21 protein-coding genes are annotated in these 23,521 nt (G+C 72.7%); 15 read left to right on the top strand and 6 right to left on the bottom strand.

Annotation, left to right across the window (positions count from 1 at the left end; all coding sequences use genetic code 11):
* Positions 1-35: 35 nt before the first annotated feature.
* Entirely contained in the window at positions 36-695 is a 660-nt protein-coding gene (locus SVTN_RS07505; protein WP_041128353.1) for a TetR/AcrR family transcriptional regulator, read from the bottom strand.
* A gap of 69 nt (positions 696-764) precedes the next feature.
* On the opposite strand from SVTN_RS07505, the gene SVTN_RS07500 reads away from it, so the two are divergent.
* Positions 765-2,201 carry a purine-cytosine permease family protein gene (locus tag SVTN_RS07500; protein WP_041128352.1) on the top strand — a complete coding sequence of 479 codons (1,437 nt, stop codon included), beginning with the start codon at positions 765-767 and terminating at the stop codon, positions 2,199-2,201.
* 190 nt (positions 2,202-2,391) lie between these two features.
* Here the strand turns inward: SVTN_RS07500 and SVTN_RS07495 are convergent, their stop codons facing one another.
* The 3 genes from SVTN_RS07495 to SVTN_RS07485 form a co-directional block, all read right to left on the bottom strand.
* Positions 2,392-3,072: a gamma-glutamyl-gamma-aminobutyrate hydrolase family protein gene (locus SVTN_RS07495; protein ID WP_041128351.1), complete on the bottom strand. Its 681-nt coding sequence runs from the start codon at positions 3,070-3,072 to the stop codon at positions 2,392-2,394.
* A 35-nt stretch (positions 3,073-3,107) separates the two neighbouring features.
* Positions 3,108-4,541 carry an ethanolamine permease gene (gene eat, locus SVTN_RS07490; RefSeq protein WP_041128350.1) on the bottom strand — a complete coding sequence of 478 codons (1,434 nt, stop codon included), beginning with the start codon at positions 4,539-4,541 and terminating at the stop codon, positions 3,108-3,110.
* Positions 4,542-4,660: 119 nt separating this feature from the next.
* Positions 4,661-5,389 carry a FadR/GntR family transcriptional regulator gene (locus tag SVTN_RS07485; RefSeq protein ID WP_041128349.1) on the bottom strand — a complete coding sequence of 243 codons (729 nt, stop codon included), beginning with the start codon at positions 5,387-5,389 and terminating at the stop codon, positions 4,661-4,663.
* A gap of 89 nt (positions 5,390-5,478) precedes the next feature.
* Here SVTN_RS07485 and SVTN_RS07480 point away from each other — a divergent pair, with 89 nt between their 5' ends.
* From SVTN_RS07480 to SVTN_RS07465, 4 genes are all read left to right on the top strand, one after another.
* The gene (locus SVTN_RS07480) at positions 5,479-6,843 is read left to right on the top strand and encodes a glutamine synthetase family protein (protein ID WP_041128348.1); all 1,365 of its coding nucleotides are present in this window, start codon (positions 5,479-5,481) and stop codon (positions 6,841-6,843) included.
* Between the two features lie 17 nt (positions 6,844-6,860).
* Positions 6,861-8,216: an aldehyde dehydrogenase family protein gene (locus SVTN_RS07475; protein WP_174518242.1), complete on the top strand. Its 1,356-nt coding sequence runs from the start codon at positions 6,861-6,863 to the stop codon at positions 8,214-8,216.
* A 5-nt stretch (positions 8,217-8,221) separates the two neighbouring features.
* Entirely contained in the window at positions 8,222-9,007 is a 786-nt protein-coding gene (locus tag SVTN_RS07470; RefSeq protein ID WP_041128346.1) for a 3-oxoacyl-ACP reductase, read from the top strand.
* Positions 9,008-9,122: 115 nt separating this feature from the next.
* Positions 9,123-10,376 carry a haloacid dehalogenase-like hydrolase gene (locus SVTN_RS07465; protein WP_041128345.1) on the top strand — a complete coding sequence of 418 codons (1,254 nt, stop codon included), beginning with the start codon at positions 9,123-9,125 and terminating at the stop codon, positions 10,374-10,376.
* A gap of 6 nt (positions 10,377-10,382) precedes the next feature.
* Here SVTN_RS07465 and SVTN_RS07460 read toward each other — a convergent pair whose 3' ends face one another.
* On the bottom strand, positions 10,383-11,585 hold the full coding sequence (locus tag SVTN_RS07460; RefSeq protein WP_041128344.1) for an amino acid deaminase/aldolase: 1,203 nt from the start codon (positions 11,583-11,585) through the stop codon (positions 10,383-10,385).
* Between the two features lie 109 nt (positions 11,586-11,694).
* Here SVTN_RS07460 and SVTN_RS45385 point away from each other — a divergent pair, with 109 nt between their 5' ends.
* The 3 genes from SVTN_RS45385 to SVTN_RS07445 all read left to right on the top strand — a co-directional run bounded on the left by SVTN_RS45385 (position 11,695) and on the right by SVTN_RS07445 (position 15,093).
* Positions 11,695-13,101, top strand: a complete 1,407-nt coding sequence (locus SVTN_RS45385) for a hypothetical protein (protein ID WP_245727467.1) — start codon at positions 11,695-11,697, stop codon at positions 13,099-13,101.
* Entirely contained in the window at positions 13,101-14,279 is a 1,179-nt protein-coding gene (mycP, locus tag SVTN_RS07450; RefSeq protein WP_063782327.1) for a type VII secretion-associated serine protease mycosin, read from the top strand. Before SVTN_RS45385 ends, mycP begins: the two co-directional genes overlap by 1 nt.
* Before the next feature lie 79 nt (positions 14,280-14,358).
* Complete coding sequence (locus tag SVTN_RS07445; protein ID WP_041128342.1) at positions 14,359-15,093, top strand: SseB family protein; 735 nt, start codon at positions 14,359-14,361, stop codon at positions 15,091-15,093.
* A gap of 89 nt (positions 15,094-15,182) precedes the next feature.
* Here SVTN_RS07445 and SVTN_RS07440 read toward each other — a convergent pair whose 3' ends face one another.
* The gene (locus SVTN_RS07440) at positions 15,183-15,551 is read right to left on the bottom strand and encodes a DUF1844 domain-containing protein (RefSeq protein WP_041128341.1); all 369 of its coding nucleotides are present in this window, start codon (positions 15,549-15,551) and stop codon (positions 15,183-15,185) included.
* Positions 15,552-15,821: 270 nt separating this feature from the next.
* On the opposite strand from SVTN_RS07440, the gene infC reads away from it, so the two are divergent.
* The 7 genes from infC (at position 15,822) to pheT (ending at position 23,403) form a co-directional block, all read left to right on the top strand.
* Entirely contained in the window at positions 15,822-16,553 is a 732-nt protein-coding gene (gene infC / locus SVTN_RS07435) for a translation initiation factor IF-3 (protein WP_373412947.1), read from the top strand.
* 125 nt (positions 16,554-16,678) lie between these two features.
* On the top strand, positions 16,679-16,873 hold the full coding sequence (gene rpmI / locus SVTN_RS07430; RefSeq protein ID WP_041128339.1) for a 50S ribosomal protein L35: 195 nt from the start codon (positions 16,679-16,681) through the stop codon (positions 16,871-16,873).
* Between the two features lie 106 nt (positions 16,874-16,979).
* Complete coding sequence (rplT, locus tag SVTN_RS07425) at positions 16,980-17,366, top strand: 50S ribosomal protein L20 (RefSeq protein ID WP_030493496.1); 387 nt, start codon at positions 16,980-16,982, stop codon at positions 17,364-17,366.
* Positions 17,367-17,503: 137 nt separating this feature from the next.
* Positions 17,504-18,343: a TrmH family RNA methyltransferase gene (locus tag SVTN_RS07420; RefSeq protein WP_041128338.1), complete on the top strand. Its 840-nt coding sequence runs from the start codon at positions 17,504-17,506 to the stop codon at positions 18,341-18,343.
* Between the two features lie 81 nt (positions 18,344-18,424).
* Positions 18,425-19,588, top strand: coding sequence for a sensor histidine kinase (locus SVTN_RS07415; RefSeq protein ID WP_041128337.1), 1,164 nt, complete (start codon positions 18,425-18,427; stop codon positions 19,586-19,588).
* Between the two features lie 156 nt (positions 19,589-19,744).
* Positions 19,745-20,872, top strand: a complete 1,128-nt coding sequence (gene pheS, locus SVTN_RS07410) for a phenylalanine--tRNA ligase subunit alpha (RefSeq protein WP_041128336.1) — start codon at positions 19,745-19,747, stop codon at positions 20,870-20,872.
* Positions 20,872-23,403 (top strand): phenylalanine--tRNA ligase subunit beta, encoded by a 2,532-nt coding sequence (pheT, locus tag SVTN_RS07405; RefSeq protein WP_041128335.1) that lies wholly within the window; start codon positions 20,872-20,874, stop codon positions 23,401-23,403. The genes pheS and pheT overlap by 1 nt, the downstream gene beginning before the upstream one ends.
* The last annotated feature ends 118 nt before the right edge of the window (positions 23,404-23,521 follow it).

Raw genomic sequence — 23,521 nt, 5'->3', positions numbered from 1 at the left:
TCGTTCGCCTACGAGACCGCGGTGGTCTCCGTTCGTCAGCGTGGCTCGGTCGGTTCCCCCGGCAGCCGTACGTCGGTCAAGGCTCCGTGCGGTAGGCCGAGTTCCCGTTCCGCCGTCGTCACCGCCATCCGCGTCACCGCCTCCGGGCGGTTGCTCCGGTCGGTGTTGGCGTGGGCGCCGAGGCCGTCGAGGACCACCAGGATCTGGATGGCCGCCGCGCGCGGGTCCTCCGTCCGGAACTCGCCCCGCTCGACGCCCTCGCGGATGAGTCCTTCGAGGCGGTCGTCGGAGGCGAGCTCCTGTTCGGCGACCCGCTCGCGGAGCACGGGCCGGTAGCGGCTGAGGTGCCGGGCGTTGATCCACAGGCGGCTGATGTCGTCGTACGCCTCTCCGGCCGAGAGGGCGAAGTAGCGCGCGAGGTACTGCGTGGGGGTCCCGTCGGGGCGGTCGGCGGGCAGCAGGGCGTCGAGCTCGCCGGTGGCGGCGACGCTGAACGCCTCGGCCACCAGGTCCTCCGCCGACGGGAAGTAGTGGCTGATCAGACCGGGGCGTACGGCGAGTTCGTCGGCGATGCGCCGGAGCGTGACGCACTCCAGGCCCTCGGTCAGGGCGACCCGGGCCGCGGTCTCCACGATCTCCGCCCTACGGGCTTCGGGAGTTTTCCGAATTCTCTTGCGCTGGACGCTTGACGGCATACCGGCGATGCTATTGAGTGTGCGACCAATAAGCAACCAGGTGGGCACGACACGCATCCGGAGGGCCGCATGGCTTCCACGATTCCCGACCACGGCGCCGCCCGCGCCGAGGTCACGCCGCCGGTCTCCGACCGCCCGGGACGCATCGAGGCGCACGGCATCGACCACATTCCCGACACCGAGCGCCACGGGCATCCCCGTGAGCTGTTCTCCGTCTGGGCCGCCGCGAACGTCAACTACCTGAGCCTCGTCATCGGCGGCGCCCTCGTTCTGATGGGCCTGAGCCTCTGGCAGGCCGTCGGCGTGATCGTGGTGGGCAATCTCTTCTGGGTGCTGACCGGGCTCCTCGCCGTCTCGGGGCCGGCCGCGGGCGCGCCGAGCGAGGTGATCACCCGCGCGCTGTACGGCGTCATGGGCAACCGGGTGAACAACGCGATCGGCGGCTGGCTGGTCTCCGTCTGCTACTTCGCGCTCAACCTCGCCGCCGCCGCGACCGCCGCCTTCGCGCTCGTCGAGAAGGCCGGCATCACCGCGAACGTCCCCGTCAAGGTGGCGGTCGTCGTCGTCATCGCCGCGCTCACCCTCGCGATCAGCGTCTACGGCCACGCCCTGATCATCAAGCTGTACCTGCCGATCACCCTGGCCCTGGCGGGTGCCTTCACCGTCGTCGCCCTCGCGGTCTTCCGCCACGCCGACTTCTCGTACGCGCCCGCCGAGCCGGCCAGTGGCGCCGAGCTCTGGGCCCTGCTGATCGCGGGCACCACGATGATCGCTTCGGGCCCGCTCTCGTACACCACGAGCGCCGACTTCTCCCGCTACCTGCCCCGTACGGCCTCGAAGAGGGCGATCGTCGGCTGGACCGCGCTCGGCGCCTTCGTGCCCAGCGTCGTCGTCTGTTCGCTCGGCGCCTTCGCGGCCACGGCCGTCGACATGACCGACCCCCAGAACGCGCTCCAGGGGATCCTGCCGGGTTGGTTCGTGCCGATCTTCCTGCTCGCCCTGGTCCTCGGCACGATCTCCATCAACGCCCTGACCGCGTACAGCGCCGGACTCGCCCTCCAGGCCGTCGGCATGCGCATCCGGCGCACCGTCAGCGTCCTCTTCGACGGCACCGTCGCGGTCGCGCTCACCCTCTACGGCCTGCTCGTGTCCAACTTCCTGGACACCGTCAGCAACGCCCTCCAGGTGATCACCGTCCTGATCGGCCCCCTCATGGCCGTGTACGCCGCCGACATCGTCCTGCGCCGGAACCGGTACGACGGCCGCACGCTCTCGGACGAGACCCCCGGCAGCCCTTTCTGGTTCACCGGCGGCGTCAACTGGGCGGGCGCCCTCTCCCTGCTCGTGGGCGTGGCCGCGGCCGCCCTCTGCGTCAACACCGTCTACACCGGCCCGGTCGCCACGGCGCTCGGCGGCGTCGACCTCTCCCTGCCGGTCGGCATGATCGTCGCCGCGGGCCTGTACGCGATCACCGGCCGCCGCGCGGTGGCGGCGACGAGCAGCTGATCGGCGGGGCGGCGGTCACCGCCCCTGCCCCCTGAGCCGTGAGGGCGGTGCGGTCCCCCCTCACGCCCCGAGCTCGGAGGAGGCGGTGATCAGCGCCTCCTCCGAGCTCAGCCCCCGAACCGCGGGGCGGCCGGATGCCCACCCCGGCCGCCCCGCACCCTTTCCCTTTCCCCTTCCCCTTCGCCCGGGGCTATCGGGCCGCCGCCTCCACCAGGCCCCGCATCACGCGCAGGTCCTCGCCCATCTCCGGGTGCCACTGCACCCCGAGGACCCATCCCGGGCCGTCCGTCTCCACCGCCTCCACCGTGCCGTCCTCCGCGTGGGCCGAGGCCGTGAGCCCCGTGCCCAGGCGGTCCACGGCCTGGTGGTGGTAGGTCGGGACCTCGGTGAGCTCGGGCACGAGCGAGGCGTACCGCGTTCCCGGCACCGGCTTCACCGCGTGCCGGCCGATCACCCCGACCGCCTCGACGTGCCCGTCCAGGTGCTGGATCAGCGTGCCGCCGAGCGCCACGTTCAGGAGCTGCATGCCCCGGCAGATGCCGAGCAGCGGGGTGCCGGAGGCCAGGGCCGCGTCGACCAGGGCCAGCTCCCAGGAGTCCCGGGCGCGGGCCGGCGGGCCGGTACGGGGGTCGGGCTCGGCCCCGTACCGTACGGGCTCGACGTCCGCCCCACCGGCGACGACGAGACCGTCGAGCCGGGCCACGACCGCCGCCGCGGCCTCGGGCCCGTCCGGCGGGAGCATGACGGCGAGGCCTCCGCTCTCCCGGACGAGCCGCGGGTACCGGGCGGGGAGCAGGGCGGCGGTCATGTCCCACACCCCCCAGCGGGCCTGGTCCAGGTAGGTGGTCACGCCGATCAGCGGCTTGGTCACGGAACTTCCTCCAGAGGTGCGGAGAGTCGGGTGGGTCAGTCGCGTGCGAGTTCGGCCTCGGCCGCGGCGAGCGCCGCGAACTCCTCCTCGGGCGCCTTGGCCACCAGATGGTGCCGACTGTAGAACGCGAAGTAGGCGAGGGCGATCACGTACACCCCGAGCGCCATGAACGCCGCCGTCCGGTCCACCAGGAAGGTCGCGACGAGGGCCGAGAGGGCCAGGACGAAGGCCACCGAGGAGGTCGCGATCCCGCCGGGCGTGCGGTACGGCCGGTGCAGGCCCGGCTCGCGGCGGCGAAGGACGATGTGGGAGAGCGCCATCAGGGCGTACGAGATGGTGGCGCCGAAGACCGCGATGTTCAGCATCCGCGCCCCGTTCCCGGTCCCGGCGGCGAGCGCGAAGCCGATGGCGCCCGGGATGAGGAGTCCCAGGTAGGGCGACTTGCGGCGGCTCGTGAGGGAGAGGAAGCGGGGCAGGTAGCCGGCCCGGGAGAGGGCGAACAGCTGGCGCGAGCCGGCGAAGATGAGGGAGAAGAAGGAGGCGACCAGGCCCGCGAGGCCCGCGTAGTTCACGAAGCGGCTGAGCGCGGTCGGCTCCCCGTCGCCCTGGAGCGCCACGACCAGCGGATTGCCGGCCTCCTGGACGGCGGCCGCACCGCGCGCCCCGGTGGTCGCGAAGAAGGTCATGACGGCGAGCAGCACCAGGATCCCCATGGAGATCGAGAGCGCCCTCGGCATCGACCGCACCGGGTCCTTCGCCTCCTCGGCGGCGAGCGGCACGCCCTCGACGCCGAGGAAGAACCACATGCCGAAGGGGAACGCGGCCCAGATCCCGAGGAGGCCGAACGGCAGCCAGGAGTTCGAGCCGAAGGCCTCCCCGTCGACCGGGATGTCGTTCAGGCCGTCCACGTGGAAGTCGGTGAACGCACCGAGCGCGAAGACGATCAGGGCCGCGACCGCGATCGCCGTCACGATCAGGCTGAAACGCAGCGCCTCGCCCACGCCCCACAGGTGGATGCCGATGAAGAGCGCGAAGCAGACCAGGTAGACCGGCCAGCCCGACTCCAGGCCGAAGAGCCCGAGCGACTCCACGTAGTCGCCGATGAAGATCGAGATCGCCGCCGGGGCGAGGATGTACTCGATGAGGATCGCGGTGCCGGTGAGGAAGCCGCCCCAGGTGCCGAGCGCCCGGCGGGCGAAGCCGTAGCCGCCGCCCGCGGTGGGCAGGATGGCGGAGAGCTCGGCCAGCGCGAAGACCAGACAGGCGTACATCGCGCCCATCAGGACGGTGGCGACGGCGAGTCCGCCGAAACCGCCCTTCGACAGGCCGATGTTCCAGCCGGAGAAGTCCCCGGACACGACGTACGCCACGCCGAGGCCGGTCAGCAGCAGCCAGCCGGCGCTGCCGCGGCGCAGGGCCCGGCGTTCCAGGTAATCGTCCTTCGGCGGCGTGATGTCTTCCAGCGTCATGGCAGCGTCAGCTCCCCGCAACGGGCCCAATGGATTGGATCCATACCTTTGCGGTGGCCGGCGGGGGAGCGCAACCCCCCTGCGTTACTTTCGGGTTACGCACCCCTGGTGCGCGGGCCTCACGTCAGGAAGCCCCGCAGCAGCGCCGCCGTGCCCGCGCAGTGCTCCCGCATCACCTCGCGCGCCGCGTCCGCGTCCCCGTCCAGGACCGCCTCCACCAGGGCGGTGTGCTGGTGCTGGGAGTGCTCCAGATTGCGTACGAGCAGGGGGATGCAGTCCAGCAGGTCGTTCACCGTCGCGCGCACCGCGGCGTACTGGGCCGTCAGCGTCGGCGAGCCGGAGAGCTCCGCGAGCGTGAGGTGGAGCAGGGTGTCCTGGCGGCGGTAATCGGCCAGCGGGGCGTCATGGGTCGCCGCCACGGCCGTCCGCAGCCGCTCGGCGCCCGCCGCGTCGAGGCCGTGGGCCGCGCAGAGTCCGGCGGCCCCCACCTCGAGGACCTCACGGAAGCGCAGGGTGTCCTCCATGTCGACCGTGGCGATCCGGCGGCGCAGCTCGTCCTCGTCGGCCGTCTGCGTCCGGGGCAGCACGAACGTGCCGCCGTACCTGCCCCGCCGGCTCTCCACGAGCCCCTGCTCCTGGAGGACCTTGAGGACCTCGCGCAGGGTCACCCGGCTGATCCCCATCCGGTCGGCGAGCTCCCGCTCGGCGGGCAGCCGTTCCCCGCCGGGCACCAGACCGAGCCGTACCACCTGGAGGATCTGCTCCAGGGCCTCCTCGAATCCGTTGCCCGCCCGCACCGGCCGCAGCACGGGCGTCAGCCGGTCCGCCGGTTCACTCGTACTGGCCACGTTCTCGTTTCCCTCTCTCCAGGACTTCCCAAGCAATGGTCTATCGCAATACCTTATGGCTCCCGGCAGGCCGAAGGAGGAGCAATCCCGTGGCAGACCGCACACCCCCGCTCACCGTCGAGGAGCTCCGCGCCCTCGTGGCGAGCGGCGAGATCGACACCGTCGTCCTGGCCTTCCCCGACATGCAGGGACGGCTCCAGGGCAAGAGGTTCGCCGCACCGTTCTTCCTGGACGAAGTCCTCGGTCACGGCACCGAGGGCTGCAACTACCTCCTCGCCGTCGACACCGAGATGAACACCGTCGACGGCTACGAGATGTCCTCCTGGGACCGCGGCTACGGCGACTTCGCCATGCATCCCGACCTCAGCACCCTCCGCCGCCTCCCCTGGAACGACGCCACCGCCATGGTGACGGCCGACCTCGCCTGGGCCGACGGCACCCCGGTCGTCGCCGCGCCCCGCCAGATCCTCCGCCGCCAGCTGGAGCGTCTCGCGGAGCTCGGCCTCACGGCACACGTCGGCACCGAGCTCGAGTTCATCGTCTTCAAGGACAGCTACGAGCAGGCCTGGGACGCCAACTACCGCGGCCTCACCCCCGCCAACCAGTACAACATCGACTACTCCGTCCTCGGTACCGGACGCATCGAACCGCTCCTGCGCCGCATCCGCAACGAGATGACCGGCGCCGGACTCACCGTCGAGTCCGCCAAGGGCGAGTGCAACCCCGGCCAGCACGAGATCGCCTTCAAGTACGACGAGGCCCTCGTCACCTGCGACCAGCACGCCGTCTACAAGACGGGCGCCAAGGAGATCGCCGCCCAGGAGGGCTACTCGCTCACCTTCATGGCGAAGTACAACGAGCGCGAGGGCAACTCCTGTCACATCCACCTCTCCCTCCAGGACGCCGAGGGACACAACGTGATGGCCGGGGACGACCAGCACGGCATGTCCGAGACCATGCGGCACTTCCTCGCCGGACAGCTCGCCGCCCTCCGCGACTTCTCCCTCCTCTACGCCCCCAACATCAACTCCTACAAGCGGTTCCAGCCCGGCTCCTTCGCGCCCACCGCTGTCGCCTGGGGCCACGACAATCGCACCTGCTCGCTCCGGGTCGTCGGCCACGGCCGCTCCACCCGCTTCGAGAACCGCCTCCCCGGCGGCGACGTCAACCCGTACCTCGCCGTCGCGGGCCTGGTCGCCGCAGGCCTGTACGGCATCGAGCAGCGCCTCGAACTGCCCCCGCCCTGCACCGGGAACGCGTACACCGCCGAGTACGCGCACGTCCCCACCACCCTGCGCGAGGCCGCCGAACTCTGGGAGACCAGCGAGATCGCCAAGGCGGCCTTCGGCGCCGAGGTCGTCGCCCACTACCGCAACATGGCCCGCGTCGAACTCGACGCCTTCGACGCGGCGGTGACCGACTGGGAGCTGCGCCGCTCCTTCGAACGCCTGTGACAGAAGAGAGAAGAGAGTTGCTCCAGGTACTGAACCCGGCGACAGAGGAACTCGTCGCCACCGTCCCCGCCGCCACCCCCGCCGACGTCGACGCCGCCGTCGCCCGCGCCGGCGCCGCCCAGCGCGGCTGGGCCGCCGCCGCGCCCGCCGACAGGGCCCGGCTGCTCCGCCGCTTCGCCGCCGTCGTCGACGACCACATCGAGGAACTGGCCCGCCTGGAGGTCACCGAGGCCGGCCACACCATCGGCAACGCCCGCTGGGAGGCCGGCAACGTCCGCGACCTGCTCGACTTCGCCGCCGGGGGAGTGGAGCGCCTCAACGGCCGCCAGATCCCGGTGGCCGGCGGCCTCGACATCACGATCCTCGAACCGCTCGGGGTCGTCGGCGTCATCGCCCCCTGGAACTTCCCCATGCCGATCGCCGCCTGGGCCACCGCACCCGCCCTCGCCGCCGGCAACGCCGTGATCCTCAAGCCCGCCGAGACGACCCCGCTCACCGCGCTCCGCCTCGCCGAACTCGCCCTGGAGGCAGGCCTCCCCGAAGGCCTCTTCCAGGTCCTCCCCGGCACCGGACCCGTCGCCGGGAACGCCCTCGTCGAACACCCCGGCATCGCCAAGATCGTCTTCACCGGCTCCACCCGGGTGGGGAAGAGCATCATGGCGAAGTGCGCCGGCCAGGTGAAGCGGGTCACCCTCGAACTCGGCGGCAAGAGCCCCAACATCGTCTTCGCCGACGCGGACCTGGAGGCCGCGGCGGCAGCGGCTCCCATGTCCTTCCTCGACAACAGCGGCCAGGACTGCTGCGCCCGCACCCGCATCCTCGTCCAGCGGAGCGCGTACGACCGCTTCCTGGAGCTCCTCGCCCCCGCCATCGAGGAGATCGTCGTCGGCGACCCGACCGACGAGCGCACCCAGATGGGCCCGCTCATCTCCCGCGCCCAGCTCGACCGGGTCCGCTCCTACGTCACCGACGACCTCGAAGGTATCCGCGGCAAGGCGCCCGAGGGCCCCGGCTTCTGGTTCCCGCCGACCGTCCTCACCGGCGTCGCCGAGAACGCCCCCTGCGCCGTCGAGGAGATCTTCGGCCCCGTCGCCGTCGTCCTTCCCTTCGAGGACGAGGCCGACGCGATCCGCCTCGCCAACGCCACCGAGTACGGCCTGTCCGGCTCGATCTGGACCCGTGACGTCGGCCGCGCCCTGCGCGCCTCCCGCGCAGTCCGGGCCGGCAACCTCTCCGTCAACTCCCACTCCAGCGTCCGCTACTGGACCCCGTTCGGCGGCTACCAGCAGTCCGGCCTCGGCCGCGAACTCGGCCCCGACGCCCTGACCGCCTTCACCGAAACCAAGAACGTCTTCCTCAGCACGGAGGCCTGAACCGCATGACCAACGAAGAGATCGTCTGCCGCCGCCTCGTCGGCCGTACCGCCGTCATCACCGGAGCCGGCAGCGGCATCGGCCTCGCCACCGCCCGCCGCCTCGCCTCCGAGGGCGCCAACGTCGTCTGCGCCGACATCGACGAGACCGCCGGCAAGGCCGCCGCGGAGGAGGTCGGCGGCACCTTCGTCCAGGTCGACGTCACCGACCCCGAGCAGGTCGAGGCGCTGTTCAAGACCGCCTTCGACACGTACGGCTCCGTCGACATCGCCTTCAACAACGCCGGCATCTCGCCCCCCGACGACGACTCCATCCTGGAGACCGGCCTGGAGGCCTGGAAGCGCGTCCAGGACGTCAACCTCACCTCCGTCTACCTCTGCTGCAAGGCCGCGCTGCCCTACATGCGCCGCCAGGGCAAGGGCTCCATCATCAACACCGCCTCCTTCGTCGCCATCATGGGCGCGGCCACCAGCCAGATCTCGTACACCGCGTCCAAGGGCGGCGTCCTCGCCATGTCCCGCGAGCTGGGCGTCCAGTTCGCCCGCGAGGGCATCCGCGTCAACGCCCTCTGCCCCGGGCCGGTCAACACCCCGCTGCTCCAGGAGCTGTTCGCCAAGGACCCCGAGCGGGCCGCGCGCCGCCTCGTCCACATCCCCGTCGGCCGCTTCGCCGAGGCCGAGGAGATCGCCGCCGCCGTCGCCTTCCTCGCGAGCGACGACTCCTCCTTCGTCAACGCCAGCGACTTCCTCGTCGACGGCGGCATCTCCGGGGCGTACGTGACCCCGCTCTAGGCCCTCGCCGCCGCCACCCCTCCCCACCCCCACCCGACAGCCGGGCGTCGCAAGGCGCCCGGCTGTCGTGCGTACCGACGCGCCGACGTACCGACGTACCGACAGGAGAACGCCCGTGAAGCTCCGCACCTCCGCCGCGGCGGCCGCCCTCGCCCTCGCCGCCACCGGTCTCCTCCCCACGGCTTCCGCCGAGGCCGGGCCCGCCGCATGCCCCACCCTGAAGGTCTCCGAGGGCTGGTACGGCGACAACAAGGCCCGCATCGACGCCCTGATCGCCGACCACTGCACCGACAAGGGGCGGCCTCGTGGGGAGAAGCCCGTCGCGGTCTTCGACTGGGACAACACCGTCATCAAGAACGACGTCGGCGACGCCACCTTCTACTGGCTCCTGCGCAACGACCGCGTCCGGCCCCCGAAGGACGGCGACTGGTCCACCACCAGCCGCTACCTCACCCCCGAGGCCGCGACCGCCCTCGCAGAGGTCTGCCCCACCGGCGTCGGCACCCTCCCCACATCCACCGACACGGCCTGCGCCGACGAACTGCTCGCGGTGTACGGGAACGGCGCCACGACCACGGGCCGCACGGCCTTCACCGGCTACGACCACCGCCGCATGGAGCCCCAGTACGCCTGGCTCGCCCAGCTCCTGCACGGCTGGACCACCCGCCAGGCCGCCTCCTTCGCGGCCGCCGCCCGCGCCGAGAACCTCGCCGCCCCGCAGGGCGCCACCCAGCAGGTCGGCACCGCGAAGGTCACCGGCTGGGTCCGTTACTACGACCAGCAGCGGGACCTGATCCGCACCCTCCAGGACGGCGGCTTCGACGTCTGGATCGTCTCCGCCTCGCCCGAGCCCGTCGTCGACGTCTGGGCAAAGGGCGTCGGCGTCGACCCCTCCCACGCCGTCGGCATCCGCAACACCACCGACCACGGCCGCCTCACCAGCCACCTCAAGGGCTGCGGTGGCGTCCGGGACGGCGAGGACGCGATGATCACCTACATCGACGGCAAGCGCTGCTTCGTCAACCAGGAGATCTTCGGCGTCCGCGGCCCCGCCGCCGAGCGCGTCCAGCCCGCCGCCCGCCGCCAGGTCTTCGCCGCCGGCGACTCCGACACCGACATCTCCTTCCTGCGGGACGCCACCGGGCTGCGCCTCGTCCTCAACCGCAACAAGAACGAGCTCATGTGCCGGGCGTACGAGAACGGCGACGGCCGCTGGCTCGTGAACCCCATGTTCATCGAGCCGAAGAAGCAGAGGACGAGCGCGTACCCCTGCTCGACCACCGGCTACACGGCGAGCGACGGCACGGCCCAGCCGGTCCGGCGCGCCGACGGCAGCATCGTCCCGGACCAGCTGGACACGGTCTTCTGACGGTTCCTAGAGGAAGGTCATGCCCTCGCCCCGATACGTGGGCACGGTGGCGGTGACGCGGTCCCCCTCGACCAGGTGCAGGTTCTCGAACCGCTCGCACAGCTCCCCGGCCTTCGCGTGCCGGAACCAGACCTTGTCGCCGATCCGCAGATCGTCGGCGGGGGAGCCGAGCAGCGGGGTCTGCACCTCGCCGGGACCCTCCTGCGGGTCGTAGCGGAGCCCCTCCGGCAGGTACGGGACGGGCAGCCGGTCCGGGCCCGCGGCACCCGACGCCGGGTAACCGCCGCCGAGCACCGTCACCACGCCCACGCCCGGGCGGCGGACCACCGGCTGCGCGAAGAGCGCGGCGGGGCGGCCGCTGAAGGACGTGTAGTTGTCGAAGAGACGCGGCACGAAGAGGCCCGAACCCGCCGCGATCTCGGTCACCGCGTCCTCGGCGGCCGTGTGCTGCACGCTCCCGGTGCCGCCGCCGTTCACGAACTCCAGATCCGGCGCGACCGCCCGGACGGCCCGCACCACGGCGGCGCGGCGCTCCGCGAGCTCCTTGCGGGCGGCGGACTGCATCAGCCGGATCGCCCGCGACCTGAGCGGCCGACCGGCGACCGAGTCCCCGACGCCGGCGACGTGCCCCTCGTACGCCATGATCCCGACGAGCCGGAAACCGGGGCGCCGCACGACGGAACGGGCCAGCTCGGCCAGCTGGGCGGGCTCCCTCAGCGGGGAGCGCCGCGCCCCGACCCGTACCCGCCCGCCGAACAGATGGAGCGCGGTGTCCAGCTCCAGACAGACCCGCACCTCCTCCGTGCCGCCCGCGCGGGCGGCGTCGATCAGATCGAGCTGCGCCACGTCGTCGACCATCACGGTGACGGCGGCGGCGAGCTTCGGATCGCGCACGAGCTCCCCGAACCCGACACGGTCGGCGGAGGGGTACGCGAGCAGCACGTCCTCGAACCCGGCCCGCGCCAGCCACAGCGACTCGTCGAGCGTGAACGACATGATCCCGGCGAACCCGTCCCGCGCGAGGACCCGTTCGAGCAGCGCCCGGCACCGCACGGACTTGCTCGCCACCCGGATCGGCTTGCCTCCGGCCCGGCGCACGAGGTCCGCCGCGTTGGCGTCGAAGGCCTCCAGGTCGACGATCGCCACGGGCGCGTCGAGGTGAGCGGTGGCCCGGTCGTAGCGGGCCCGGTCGGCGGCACGGGGAGTCATGGCCCGAGCTTGCCAGACAGGTTTACGGGTGGGTAGCCCCTGGGTTCCCGCGGGTGGGGGAACAGCCCGTAGAGTGGCGGGCATTGTCGACACGAGCGGGGAGACGGGGATGACCGGCGAGCATCGCCCCACGGCCTCCCGCATCACGGACGCCCTGCTGCCGGCGGACACCCCCGCAGTGGAGACGACGACCCGCCTCCGCCCGATCACCCCGACGACCCCACCGCCGACGCGGCCCGGCCCGCCGACCACACGCTCCACTCCGGCGGCCACGACGTCCACCCCGGTCCGGCCTGCGGCCGCACCCCCCGTCCCGGCCGCCCTCGTGCCGCCTGGGTCGACGGCCGTGCCGTCCACCCCGGCCCGGCCCACGACGGCCCCCGCCGGGGCGATGGTCGTTCCCGCCCGGCCGACGGCCCCCGCAGGGCCCACGGACGCCCCCACACGACCCGCGGCTGCCCCCGCCTGGCCCGCGGCCGCCCATGACGAGCCGACGGGCGGCTCCCTCAGGCCGGCGGCCGGACCTGCCGGACGACCGGACGCCGGCGGCAGGCCCGAAGCTGCCCCTGCCCGGCCGACGGGTGGCCCTGCCCGGCCCGCAGCTGCCGCCGCAGGGCGTTCCGCCGTACCCGCCCGGCCCGTACCCGCCCCCGCGTCCTCGCAGCCGCCGCACCTCCCCCCGTACGGCCACTCCTCCGGTCCCGGCGCGCTGCCGCCCGAGGCGCCCGTCGAGGTCACCACGCGGCTGCGGCCCGTGCGGGAGCGGCGTACCGGGCGGACCGTCGCCGTCGCCGTCTGTGCCGTGCTCGGGTTCGGGCTCATCGGCGGGGCCCTCGCCGGGGTGTGGCTGGCCGCCGCCGAGCCCGGGAAGCCCGCCGAACCCGTCGGGTACGCGGAGGCGAAGGACCTCTGGCACAACGCTCCCGTCGACGCCCTCTTCCCCCGCACCCTCGCCGGCCCCGGCGCCGGCCCCGGCGGCGCCGACCGCACCTGGACCCGGATCGTCGTCGCCCCGGACGCCGCCTGCACCCCCGCCGTCCTCGCCAAGGGCCTCCTCGCCACCGTCCAGCCGCTCGGCTGCGAACGCGTCCTGCGCGCCACCTACACCGACGCCACCACCAGCAGCGTCCTCACCGTCGGCCTCGTCTTCACCCAGGCCGATGCGGCCACTCAGCGCACCCTCGGTCAGGGCCTCACCACCCGCCTCGGCGCCGACGTCCCCCCGGCCCTCGCCGGACCCGGCACCGTCGCCGCCCGCTTCGGCGCCCCGCAGCGCGCCGCCTGGTGGCTGAACGCCCCCGCCGACCTCCCCGTCGTCGTCACCGCCGTCTCCGGCTTCGCCGACGGCCGGACCGTCGACGGCGGCCCCGTCCCCGCCGACCGGGCCATGGCCGCGAACCGTACCGACGCCACCGCCCAGTCCGGCCTCGGCCACGAGGCCAAGGGCATCACCGAACGCCTCGTACGACTGCTGCGCACGGCCGCCACGACGGCCGCCAAGGAGAACGCCCGGTGATCCGACCCACCCACCGCCGGACCCGCGGCGGCGCGGTCGCGCTGCTCGCCGCCGCCTTCTCCGTCCTCCCCGCCACCACCGCCCCCGCGCACGCCGACACCATCCGGGCCCGCCAGTGGGGCCTCGAAGCCCTCCACACCACGGAGGCCTGGCGTACGACGAAGGGGCACGGCATCACCGTCGCCGTCCTCGACACCGGCGTCGACGCCGACCACCCGGACCTCGCGGGTTCGGTCCTCGCCGGACGCGACCTCGTCGGCTTCGGAGCCTCGAAGGGCGACCGCGCCTGGGCCCGGCACGGCACCGCCATGGCCGGCATCATCGCCGGGCACGGCCACGGCCCCGGCGGCGAGGACGGCGTCCTCGGCGTCGCCCCCGACGTCCGGATCCTCCCCGTACGGGTCATCCTGGAATCCACCGACAAGGCCCGCGACAAGGCCCGCAAGACCCGCGGCACCGCCCTCGCCGAGGGCATCCGCTGGGCCGCCGACCACGGCGCCGACGTCATCAACCTCTCCCTCGGAGACGACTCCAAGTCCGCCCACCCCGACGCGGGCGAGGACGCCGCCGTCCAGTACGCCCTCGCCAAGGGCGTCTCCGTCGTCGCCTCCGCCGGCAACGGCGGCGAGAAGGGCGACCACATCTCGTACCCCGCGGCCTACCCCGGCGTCATCGCCGTCGCCGCCGTCGACCGCTACGGCACCCACGCCGCCTTCTCCACCCGCCGCTGGTACGCCACCGTCAGCGCCCCCGGCGACGACATCGTCATCGCCGACCCCGACCACCGCTACTACGAGGGCTGGGGCACCAGCGCCGCCTCCGCGTTCGTCTCCGGCGCCGTCGCCCTCGTCCGCGCCGCGCACCCCGACCTCACCCCCGCCCAGGTCAAGCGGCTCCTCATCGACACCGCCCGCAACCGGCCGAAGGGCGGACGCAGCGACGCCAAGGGGTACGGGATCGTCGACCCGGCCGCCGCGATCGCCGCCGGGGGCCGGGTGAAGGGCGGCGACCTCAAGAGCGCCGCCACCGGCTACCAGGGCCGGTACTTCGGGCCCGGTCCCGTCCCCGCTGCCGAGGAGAGCCGCCCGCTCGGCCTGCTCGCCCCCGCCGCCGGCGGACTCGGCGCCCTGCTGCTCCTCACCGCCGTGATACTCCGACGCGCCCACCGGACGCACTAGGGCCTGTCCGACCCTGATCCGCCGGACAGGCCCCAGGGCCGTTGTCCGGCGGCTCCGGCCCGGCCGTTAGGCTCGGTGCGTGGCGCTCAAGAACATCCCGGACCCCGGTTTCTCCGAAGACGACGGCACCGCCGACCCGCGGCTCGCCGCGGCCCTCGCGGCCTGGGCGGAGGACCGGACCGCCCACGGACCCGTCCTCGAAGCCCTGAAGGGGGCCCGGCTGCTCGTCCCCGTCGTCGCCGTCCTCGGCGAGGTCGAGATCGACCCCGAGACGGGCCTCAAGCAGGAGAAGACGAGCGACATGGCCGTCCCCACCCTCACGGCCGGCGACCGGCGGGCCCTGCCGGCCTTCACCTCGATCGCCTCGCTCGCCCTCTGGGACCCGCAGGCCCGTCCCGTGGCCGTTCCCCTCCAGCAGGCGCTCGCCGCGCTCGTCCACGAGAAGGCCGACACCCTGGTCCTGGACCTGGCGGGACCCGTGCCGTACCAGGTGGCCGGCTCCGCGCTGCTCGCCCTCGCCGAGGGCCGCTCCAGCGCCGACCCGCTCGACGACCCGGCCGTACGGGACGCCGTGCGCGCCGTCGTCGCCGCCGAGCCCGCGGTGCTCCGCGCCCACCTGGGGCCCGGCACCGCCGACGGCACCGTCGCCCTGGTCCTCGACGCCGACGCCGCTCCGGCGGAGGCCGCCCAGCGCGTGGCCCGCGCCCTGGCCGCCGACGAAACACTGAGGGCCCGCCTGGTGCGGGGCCTCGACCTGGCACTCCTGCCGGCCTCGGCCACGCCTCCGGGCGAGCCCTTCTACGTAAAGCAGTAACCACTTCTAGCCGTACACCGGTCCGGTGGCTGTTCTCTTCCGGGGGGCGACCCCCGTACCCCCGCGGCCCTGGCGGGCCCGATCGGCTCCTAGCCGTACACCGGCCCCGTGTACTTCTCGCCCGGTCCCTGGCCCGGCTCGTCCGGGATCAGGGACGCCTCGCGGAAGGCGAGCTGGAGGGACTTCAGGCCGTCCCGCAGGGGAGCCGCGTGGAAGGAGGAGACCTCCGTCGCGCCGGCGTCCAGGAGGCCCGCGAGCGCGTGGATCAGCTTGCGCGCCTCGTCGAGGTCCTTGTGCTTCTCGCCCTCCTCGGTGAGCCCGAGCTTCACCGCGGCGGCGCTCATCAGGTTGACGGCGACCGTCACGATCACCTCGACCGCCGGGACCTCCGCGATGTCGCGGGTCATGGATTCGAAGTCGGGGGTGTCCGTGGACTCGTTCTGGGGCGTCTCGCTCATGCCCACACGATAAGCGGACGTACGGTTCGCGCCGACCGCCGGGTCCTGCTAACCTTGTGTAACGACCGGCTGGACACCTCTGTGTCCGGCCCACAAGTGGAGGCTCCGTACTCCCACCTGACCACCCTCGCGGGTGGCGGGTCACCGGTCAGGTGGCGCCCATCGTTCCGTACGGACGATGGAGCCGCCCGATGCGCGCCCCGCGGTTCACCGTGGTGGTGCTCCGGTTTTCCGTGGAGCCCCGCCTGTGTACCGTCCGGGGCATTTTTCATGTACCGGCCCGGTTGGTCTCAACTGTTTCACGTGACGTGTCCGTCCGCCAAGGCGGTCGCGTGGTGCTACCGAGGAGGATCCATCAGCGCCGAGCCCCGCATCAACGAGCGGATTCGCGTTCCCGAGGTGCGTCTTGTCGGCCCCAGCGGCGAGCAGGTGGGCATCGTCCCCCTTGCCAAGGCCCTGGAGCTCGCGCAGGAGTACGACCTCGACCTGGTCGAGGTCGCGGCGAACGCCCGCCCGCCCGTGTGCAAGCTCATGGACTACGGGAAGTTCAAGTACGAGTCGGCCATGAAGGCCCGTGAGGCGCGCAAGAACCAGGCGCACACGGTCATCAAGGAGATGAAGCTCCGGCCGAAGATCGACCCGCACGACTATGACACCAAGAAGGGTCACGTCGTCCGGTTCCTCAAGCAGGGCGACAAGGTCAAGATCACGATCATGTTCCGTGGTCGTGAGCAGTCCCGCCCGGAGCTCGGTTACCGACTTCTGCAGCGCCTCGCCGAGGACGTCCAGGAGCTTGGATTCATCGAGTCCAACCCGAAGCAGGACGGCCGGAACATGATCATGGTTCTCGGTCCGCACAAGAAGAAGACCGAGGCCATGGCCGAGGCTCGCGAGGCCCAGGCCGCGCGCAAGGCGGAGCGCCAGGGCGGTTCGTCCGAGGCCCCCGCCGCCGCTGCCGAGGAGACCTCGACCGAGACCCCGGCCGAGAACGCCGAGGCGTGATCCTCGGGGGCTGCCTCCCGGCAGCCCCCGGATTCCGTCCGGTCCCACCCAATCGAAGAATGACGCTCCCGGTCGACCGGTGCCCGCACCGGGGGGAGCGCCACTGACGAGGAGAGAACGGCGCTATGCCGAAGAACAAGACGCACTCCGGTGCCAAGAAGCGCTTCAAGGTCACCGGCTCCGGCAAGATCCTGCGCGAGCGCGCCGGTAAGCGCCACCTGCTCGAGCACAAGTCGTCCAAGCTGACGCGTCGCCTCACCGGCAACGCCGAGATGGCCCCGGGTGACTCCGCCAAGATCAAGAAGATGCTGGGCATCTGATCTGATCTCCCGCCCTCGGCGACGAGGGCATCCGGCACCGTCCGGGACCCATCCGTTTTTCGGGTCGTGTGAGGACCACCACGACCCCGCTACAAGGAGTTAAGAAGTGGCACGCGTCAAGCGGGCAGTCAACGCCCACAAGAAGCGCCGGGCGATCCTCGAGCAGGCCTCCGGCTACCGCGGTCAGCGTTCGCGCCTGTACCGCAAGGCCAAGGAGCAGGTCACCCACTCGCTGGTCTACAACTACAACGACCGCAAGAAGCGCAAGGGCGACTTCCGTCAGCTGTGGATCCAGCGCATCAACGCCGCTGCCCGCCAGAACGGCATGACGTACAACCGCCTCATCCAGGGTCTGAAGGCCGCCAACATCGAGGTGGACCGCAAGATCCTCGCCGAGCTGGCCGTCAACGACATCAACGCGTTCGCCGCGCTGGTCGAGGTTGCGCAGAAGGCCCTCCCGGCCGACGTCAACGCCCCGAAGGCCGCCGCCTGATCTTCCAGGCCCGCAGTACTTCCGCCCGGACCCGCAGCGCGCTCGCGCCTGCGGGTCCGGGTGCGTCGGCCCCCGAAAACCCGTAGCACCCGGCCCCTCCGCGTCCCCCGGCCCCGAAGAGAGAACCGCCGCACCCCATGGTCACCCCCGAGCTGATCTCCCCGCGTTCCCCGCGCGTCGTCGCCGCCCGGCGGCTCGCCAAGCGCAACTTCCGGGGCAAGGACCGCCTCTTCATCGCCGAGGGCCCGCAGGCCGTCCGCGAGGCCGTCGAGCACCGGGGCGCCGGCGGAGAGCCCACCCTCGTCGAGCTGTTCACCACCGTCGAGGCCGCCGAGCGCTACGACGCGATCGTCGACGCCGCCCGCGCCGCCGGCGCCCGCGTCCACTTCGCCTCCGACGCCGTCCTCGCCGAGGTCTCCCAGACCGTCACCCCGCAGGGCCTCGTCGGCGTCTGCCGCTTCCTCGACTCGCCGTTCGAGGACATCATCGCCGCCCGGCCCAAGCTGGTCGCCGTCCTCGCGCACGTCCGCGACCCCGGGAACGCCGGCACCGTGCTGCGCTGCGCCGACGCGGCCGGCGCCGACGCCGTCGTCCTCACCGACGCCTCCGTCGACCTCTACAACCCCAAGTCCGTCCGCGCCTCCGTCGGTTCCCTCTTCCACCTGCCGGTGGCCGTCGGCGTCCCCGTCGAGCAGGCCGTCGCCGGACTCAAGGGCGCGGGCGTACGGATCCTCGCCGCCGACGGGGCCGGCCAGGACGACCTCGACGACGAGCTCGACGCCGGCACCATGGGCGGACCCACCGCCTGGATCTTCGGCAACGAGGCCTGGGGGCTGCCCGAGGAGACCCGGGCGCTCGCCGACGCCGTCGTCCGCGTCCCGATCCACGGCAAGGCCGAGAGCCTCAACCTCGCCACCGCCGCCGCGGTCTGCCTGTACGCCTCCGCCCGCGCCCAGCGCCCCCGAACCTCCGCCTGAGGGGTCCATTCCGCCCGCTCCGCCCAGTAGAGTGACGCACTCGGGGGCCCACTGCACTGCACGGAGGGGTGGGGTACGGGGATGACGGTCGACACGGACAGTCCCGCACAGGCACGGAGCGCCGCGCCGCACGCCCCGAAGCCGTCCGAAAGCGCGCCGGAACCGCCCGGCGCCACGGCGGCCGCCGGTTTCGCCGGCCTCGACCCCGACGACCTGCCCGACGGTCTCGTCATCGCCGACGAGACCGGCCGCGTCGTCTGCTTCAACGCCGCCGCCCGCCGCATCACCGCCGTCCCCGACGACCGGGCCCTCGGCCTCCCCCTCGACGAGGCGCTGCCCCTCGAGGACCTCAAGGGACGCCGCTGGTGGGCGCTGACCGACCCGTACGGCGGGCTCTCCACCCGCCGCGGCCAGCCCGAGCGCAACCTGCTGCTCCCCGGCGGCCGCGAGGTCCTCGTCTCCGCCCGGTACGTCCGCGAGCACCCCACGGGCCCCGTCCGCCGGGTCGTGGTCTCCCTGCGCGGCACCGAGGCGCGCCGCCGCACCGAGCGCAGCCACGCCGAGCTGATCGCCACCGTCGCCCACGAACTGCGCTCCCCGCTCACCTCGGTGAAGGGCTTCACCGCCACCCTCCTCGACAAGTGGGAGCGGTTCAACGACGAGCAGAAGCGGCTCATGCTGGAGACCGTCGACGCCGACGCGGGCCGCATCAAGCGGCTCATCGCCGAACTCCTCGACATCTCCCGGATCGACTCCGGCCGCCTCGAAGTGCGCCGCCAGCCCGTCGACATCGCCGCCGCCGTCGGCCGGCACATCCAGGGGCACACCACCGGCGGCCAGTCCCCGGACCGTTTCTTCGTACGGATCAGGCCGGGGCTGCCCGCGCTCTGGGCCGACCCCGACAAGATCGACCAGATCCTCGGGAACCTCCTCGAAAATGCGGTGCGCCACGGCGAGGGAACCGTCACCATCGAGGTGGCACCCACCACGCTGGGCGACGACGGGGAAGAGGGGACGGAGGTCACCGTGAGCGACGAGGGGCCCGGCATCCCCGAAGCGTCGATGAGCCGCGTCTTCACCCGCTTCTGGCGGGGCAGCAAGCGCGGCGGCACCGGCCTCGGCCTCTACATCGTCAAGGGCGTCGTCGAGGCCCACGGCGGCACCATCACCGTCGGACGTGGCCCCCGTGGCGGGGCCGAGTTCCGATTTATCCTGCCCGTCGGCACCCCGGCCCACCTCCTCTGACGTCTCAGCAGTCGAGACCGTACGAGATCAGTGGCCGCGCGGCCCGCCCACGGGCTCATTCGCGTCCCCGCGCCCCGTTAGACTCGTCCTTTGGCACGTTTGCGCCCTTGACGTCGAGCGGGGCCGCCCAGCCAGCCAACGGAAGCACGGGAAGAGATGTCCGCACCCAATAAGTCGTACGACCCGGTCGAGGTCGAGGCCTTGAAACCGGAAGAGATCGAGCGCATGCGGGACGAGGCGCTCGCCGCCTTCGCCGCCGCGGGCGACCTCGACGCGCTCGCCCACGCGAAGACGGCGCACACCGGTGGCACCTCGCCGCTGGCGCTCGCCAACCGGGAGATCGGCGCCCTGCCCCCGCAGGCCAAGGCCGCCGCCGGCAAGCTCGTGGGCCAGGCCCGCGGCATCGTCTCCAAGGCGCTCGCCGCCCGGCAGACCGAGCTGGAGGCCGAGCGCGACGCGCGCGTCCTCGTCGAGGAGGCCGTCGACGTCACCCTGCCGTACGACCGCGTCCCGGCCGGTGCCCGGCACCCGCTGACCACCCTCATGGAGCGCGTCGCCGACGTCTTCGTGTCGATGGGCTACGAGGTCGCCGAGGGCCCCGAGGTCGAGGCGGAGTGGTTCAACTTCGACGCCCTCAACTTCGTCCCGGACCACCCGGCCCGCCAGATGCAGGACACCTTCTTCGTCCAGGGCCCCGAGGGCACCACGGGCGACGAGTCCGGCGTCGTGCTCCGTACGCACACCTCGCCGGTCCAGGCCCGCACCCTCATCGACCGGGAGCCCCCGGTCTACGTCGTGTGCCCCGGCCGCGTCTACCGCACCGACGAGCTCGACGCCACGCACACCCCGGTCTTCCACCAGATCGAGCTGCTCGCCGTCGACGAGGGCCTCACGATGGCCGACCTCAAGGGCACCCTCGACCACATGGTCCAGGCGCTCTTCGGCCCGGACATGAAGACCCGGCTGCGGCCGAACTTCTTCCCGTTCACCGAGCCGTCCGCCGAGATGGACATGCTCTGCTACGTCTGCCGCGGCGAGTCCGTCGGCAACCCGGACCGTCCCTGCCGCACCTGCGGCAGCGAGGGCTGGATCGAGCTCGGCGGCTGCGGCATGGTCAACCCGAAGGTGCTCGTCGCCTGCGGTGTTGACCCCGAGAAGTACAGCGGATTCGCCTTCGGGTTCGGCATCGAGCGGATGCTGATGTTCCGCCACAACGTCGAAGACATGCGAGACATGGTCGAGGGTGACGTCCGGTTCACCCGGCCGTTCGGGATGGAGATCTGATGCGGGTCCCGCTTTCTTGGCTGCGGGAGTACGTCGACCTGCCGGAGACCACCACCGGCCGCGACGTCCAGGCCAAGCTCATTTCGGCAGGCCTCGAGGTCGAGACCGTCGAGCAGCTCGGCGCCGGCCTGACCGGCCCGCTGGTGGTCGGCAAGGTCCTCACCATCGAGGAGCTGACGGAGTTCAAGAAGCCCATCCGCTTCTGCACCGTCGACGTCGGCCAGGCCAACGGCACCGGCGAGCCCCAGGAGATCATCTGCGGCGCCCGGAACTTCGCCGAGGGCGACAAGGTCGTCGTGGCCCTGCCCGGCGCCGTGCTCCCCGGAGACTTCCGGATCGCCGAGCGCAAGACGTACGGCCGCGTCTCCCGGGGCATGATCTGCTCCGGCGACGAGCTCGGCATGGGCGACGACGGCACGCACGGCATCATCGTGCTGCCGCCGGAGCACGAGGTCGGCACGGACGCCACGGTCCTCCTGGAGCTGTTCGACGAGGTCCTCGACATCGCCGTCACCCCGGACCGCGGCTACTGCCTCTCGATGCGCGGCGTCGCCCGCGAGACGGCCACCGCCTACGGCCTGCCGCTGCGCGACCCGGCGCTCCTCGACGTGCCCGCGCCCAACTCGTACGGCTACCCGGTCCAGATCGCCGACCCGATCGGCTGCGACCGCTTCACCGCCCGTACGGTCGTCGGCCTCGACCCCGAGGCCCGCAGCCCGATCTGGCTGCAGCGCCGCCTGCAGAAGGTCGGCATGCGCCCGATCTCGCTCGCCGTCGACATCACCAACTACGTGATGATCGAACTCGGCCAGCCGCTGCACGCCTACGACCGCAGCCGGATCGACGGCCCCATCGGGGTCCGCCGCGCCGCCGCCGGCGAGAAGTTCACCACCCTCGACGGCACCGCGCGCGTCCTCGACTCCGGGGACCTGGTCATCACCGACAACCGCGGGCCCATCGGCCTCGCCGGTGTCATGGGCGGTGCCAACACGGAGATCGCCGACCCGGTCACCGACCCGGAGACCGGCATCGTCACCGGCACCACCGAGGTCGTCATCGAGGCCGCGCACTTCGACGCGATCTCGATCGCCCGCACGGCCCGCCGCCACAAGCTGGCCTCCGAGGCGTCCAAGCGCTTCGAGCGCGGCGTCGACCCGCAGGCCGCCGCCGCGGCCGCGCAGCGCACGGTCGACCTGCTCGTGCTCCTCGCGGGCGGCACCGCCGAGGCCGGCGTCACCGAGATCGCCGCCCCCTCCGCGCCGCACACCATCACCATGCCGGCGAACCACCCCGACAAGGTCGCGGGCGTCGACTACGGCCGTGAGATCGTCGTCCGCCGCCTCCAGGAGGTCGGCTGCGACGTCTACGGGCAGGACGAGCTCGTCGTCACCGTCCCGTCGTGGCGCCCCGACCTCTACGTGCCGAACGACCTGGCCGAAGAGGTCATCCGCCTGGAGGGCTACGAGAACCTGCCCTCCACGCTGCCGAAGCCCCCGGCCGGCCGCGGGCTCACCGAGCGCCAGCGCACCCACCGCCGGGTGGGCCGCGCCCTGGCCGGCGCCGGCTACGTCGAGGCCCTGAACTACCCGTTCATCGGCGAGCAGGCCCTCGACCACCTCGGCCTCGACGCGGACGACGCCCGTCGTCGCGTCGTGAAGCTGGTCAACCCGCTCTCCGACGAGGAGCCCGCGCTCCGTACGACGCTGCTCCCGGGTCTGCTCGGCGCGCTCCGCCGCAACGACAGCCGCGGCAGCCACGACCTGGCGCTCTTCGAGACCGGTCTGGTCTTCCGTCCCACCGAGGGCCAGCCGGGCGTCGCCGTCCGCCTGGGCGTCGACCGCCGTCCCTCCGACGAGGAGATCGCCCGCGTCAACGCCGTGCTGCCCGCGCAGCCGCGCCGCGCCGCCGTCGTCCTCGCCGGTGCGCGCGAGCAGGCCGGCTGGTGGGGCAAGGGCCGTCCGTCCGACTGGGCGGACGCGATCGAGGCCGGCCGGACCGTGGCCGCCGAGGCCGGGGTCGAGCTGATCATCAGCGCCGACCAGCACGCGCCCTGGCACCCGGGCCGCTGCGCCGCGTTCCACGTCGAGGTGGACGGCGAGAAGGTCCTCGTCGGCCACGCCGGCGAGCTCCACCCGCGCGTGGTGAAGGCGTTCGGCCTCCCGGCCCGCGCCTGCGCGATGGAGATCGACCTGGACCTCCTGGAGAAGGCGAACGAGGGTCCCGTGAAGGCCCCCCGGATCTCCTCCTTCCCGGTCGCCACCCAGGACGTCGCCCTGGTCGTCGCCGCCGGCGTCCCGACCGCCGAGGTCGAGGCCGCCCTCGCCGAGGGCGCGGGTGAACTCCTGGAGTCCATCCGGCTGTTCGACGTCTACACCGGCGACCAGCTCGACGAGGGCAGCAAGTCCCTGGCGTACGCCCTGAAGTTCCGCGCCCCGGACCGCACCCTGACCGTCGACGAGGCCAGCGCGGCCCGCGACGCCGCGGTGGCCCTGGCCGCCGAGCGCACCGGCGCCGTCCTGCGCGGCGCCTGATCACGCACACCCCAGGAGGGGGCCGGCCCGGACGACACCGGGCCGGCCCCCTTCGGCGTAGGCCCGTGCCGGACTCCGGCGTTCGCCCCGGCCGGGCCTCCCGCGGTCCCGCCTGACA

The sequence above is a fragment of the Streptomyces vietnamensis genome, assembly GCF_000830005.1.
Lineage (GTDB): Bacteria > Actinomycetota > Actinomycetes > Streptomycetales > Streptomycetaceae > Streptomyces > Streptomyces vietnamensis.
The sequence above is the reverse complement of the archived record's forward strand: the minus strand, read 5'-3'. Positions and strand labels throughout refer to the sequence as shown.

Bases quoted from the DNA above. Each gene is read 5' to 3' on its own strand.
- SVTN_RS07505 (WP_041128353.1), bottom strand. From the start codon at position 695: ATGCCGTCAAGCGTCCAGCGCAAGAGAATTCGGAAAACTCCCGAAGCC.
- SVTN_RS07500 (WP_041128352.1), top strand. From the start codon at position 765: ATGGCTTCCACGATTCCCGACCACGGCGCCGCCCGCGCCGAGGTCACG.
- eat (WP_041128350.1), bottom strand. From the start codon at position 4,541: ATGACGCTGGAAGACATCACGCCGCCGAAGGACGATTACCTGGAACGC.
- SVTN_RS07470 (WP_041128346.1), top strand. From the start codon at position 8,222: ATGACCAACGAAGAGATCGTCTGCCGCCGCCTCGTCGGCCGTACCGCC.
- SVTN_RS07460 (WP_041128344.1), bottom strand. From the start codon at position 11,585: ATGACTCCCCGTGCCGCCGACCGGGCCCGCTACGACCGGGCCACCGCT.
- SVTN_RS45385 (WP_245727467.1), top strand. From the start codon at position 11,695: ATGACCGGCGAGCATCGCCCCACGGCCTCCCGCATCACGGACGCCCTG.
- SVTN_RS07440 (WP_041128341.1), bottom strand. From the start codon at position 15,551: ATGAGCGAGACGCCCCAGAACGAGTCCACGGACACCCCCGACTTCGAA.
- infC (WP_373412947.1), top strand. From the start codon at position 15,822: ATGTACCGGCCCGGTTGGTCTCAACTGTTTCACGTGACGTGTCCGTCC.
- rpmI (WP_041128339.1), top strand. From the start codon at position 16,679: ATGCCGAAGAACAAGACGCACTCCGGTGCCAAGAAGCGCTTCAAGGTC.
- SVTN_RS07420 (WP_041128338.1), top strand. From the start codon at position 17,504: ATGGTCACCCCCGAGCTGATCTCCCCGCGTTCCCCGCGCGTCGTCGCC.
- SVTN_RS07415 (WP_041128337.1), top strand. From the start codon at position 18,425: ATGACGGTCGACACGGACAGTCCCGCACAGGCACGGAGCGCCGCGCCG.
- pheS (WP_041128336.1), top strand. From the start codon at position 19,745: ATGTCCGCACCCAATAAGTCGTACGACCCGGTCGAGGTCGAGGCCTTG.
- pheT (WP_041128335.1), top strand. From the start codon at position 20,872: ATGCGGGTCCCGCTTTCTTGGCTGCGGGAGTACGTCGACCTGCCGGAG.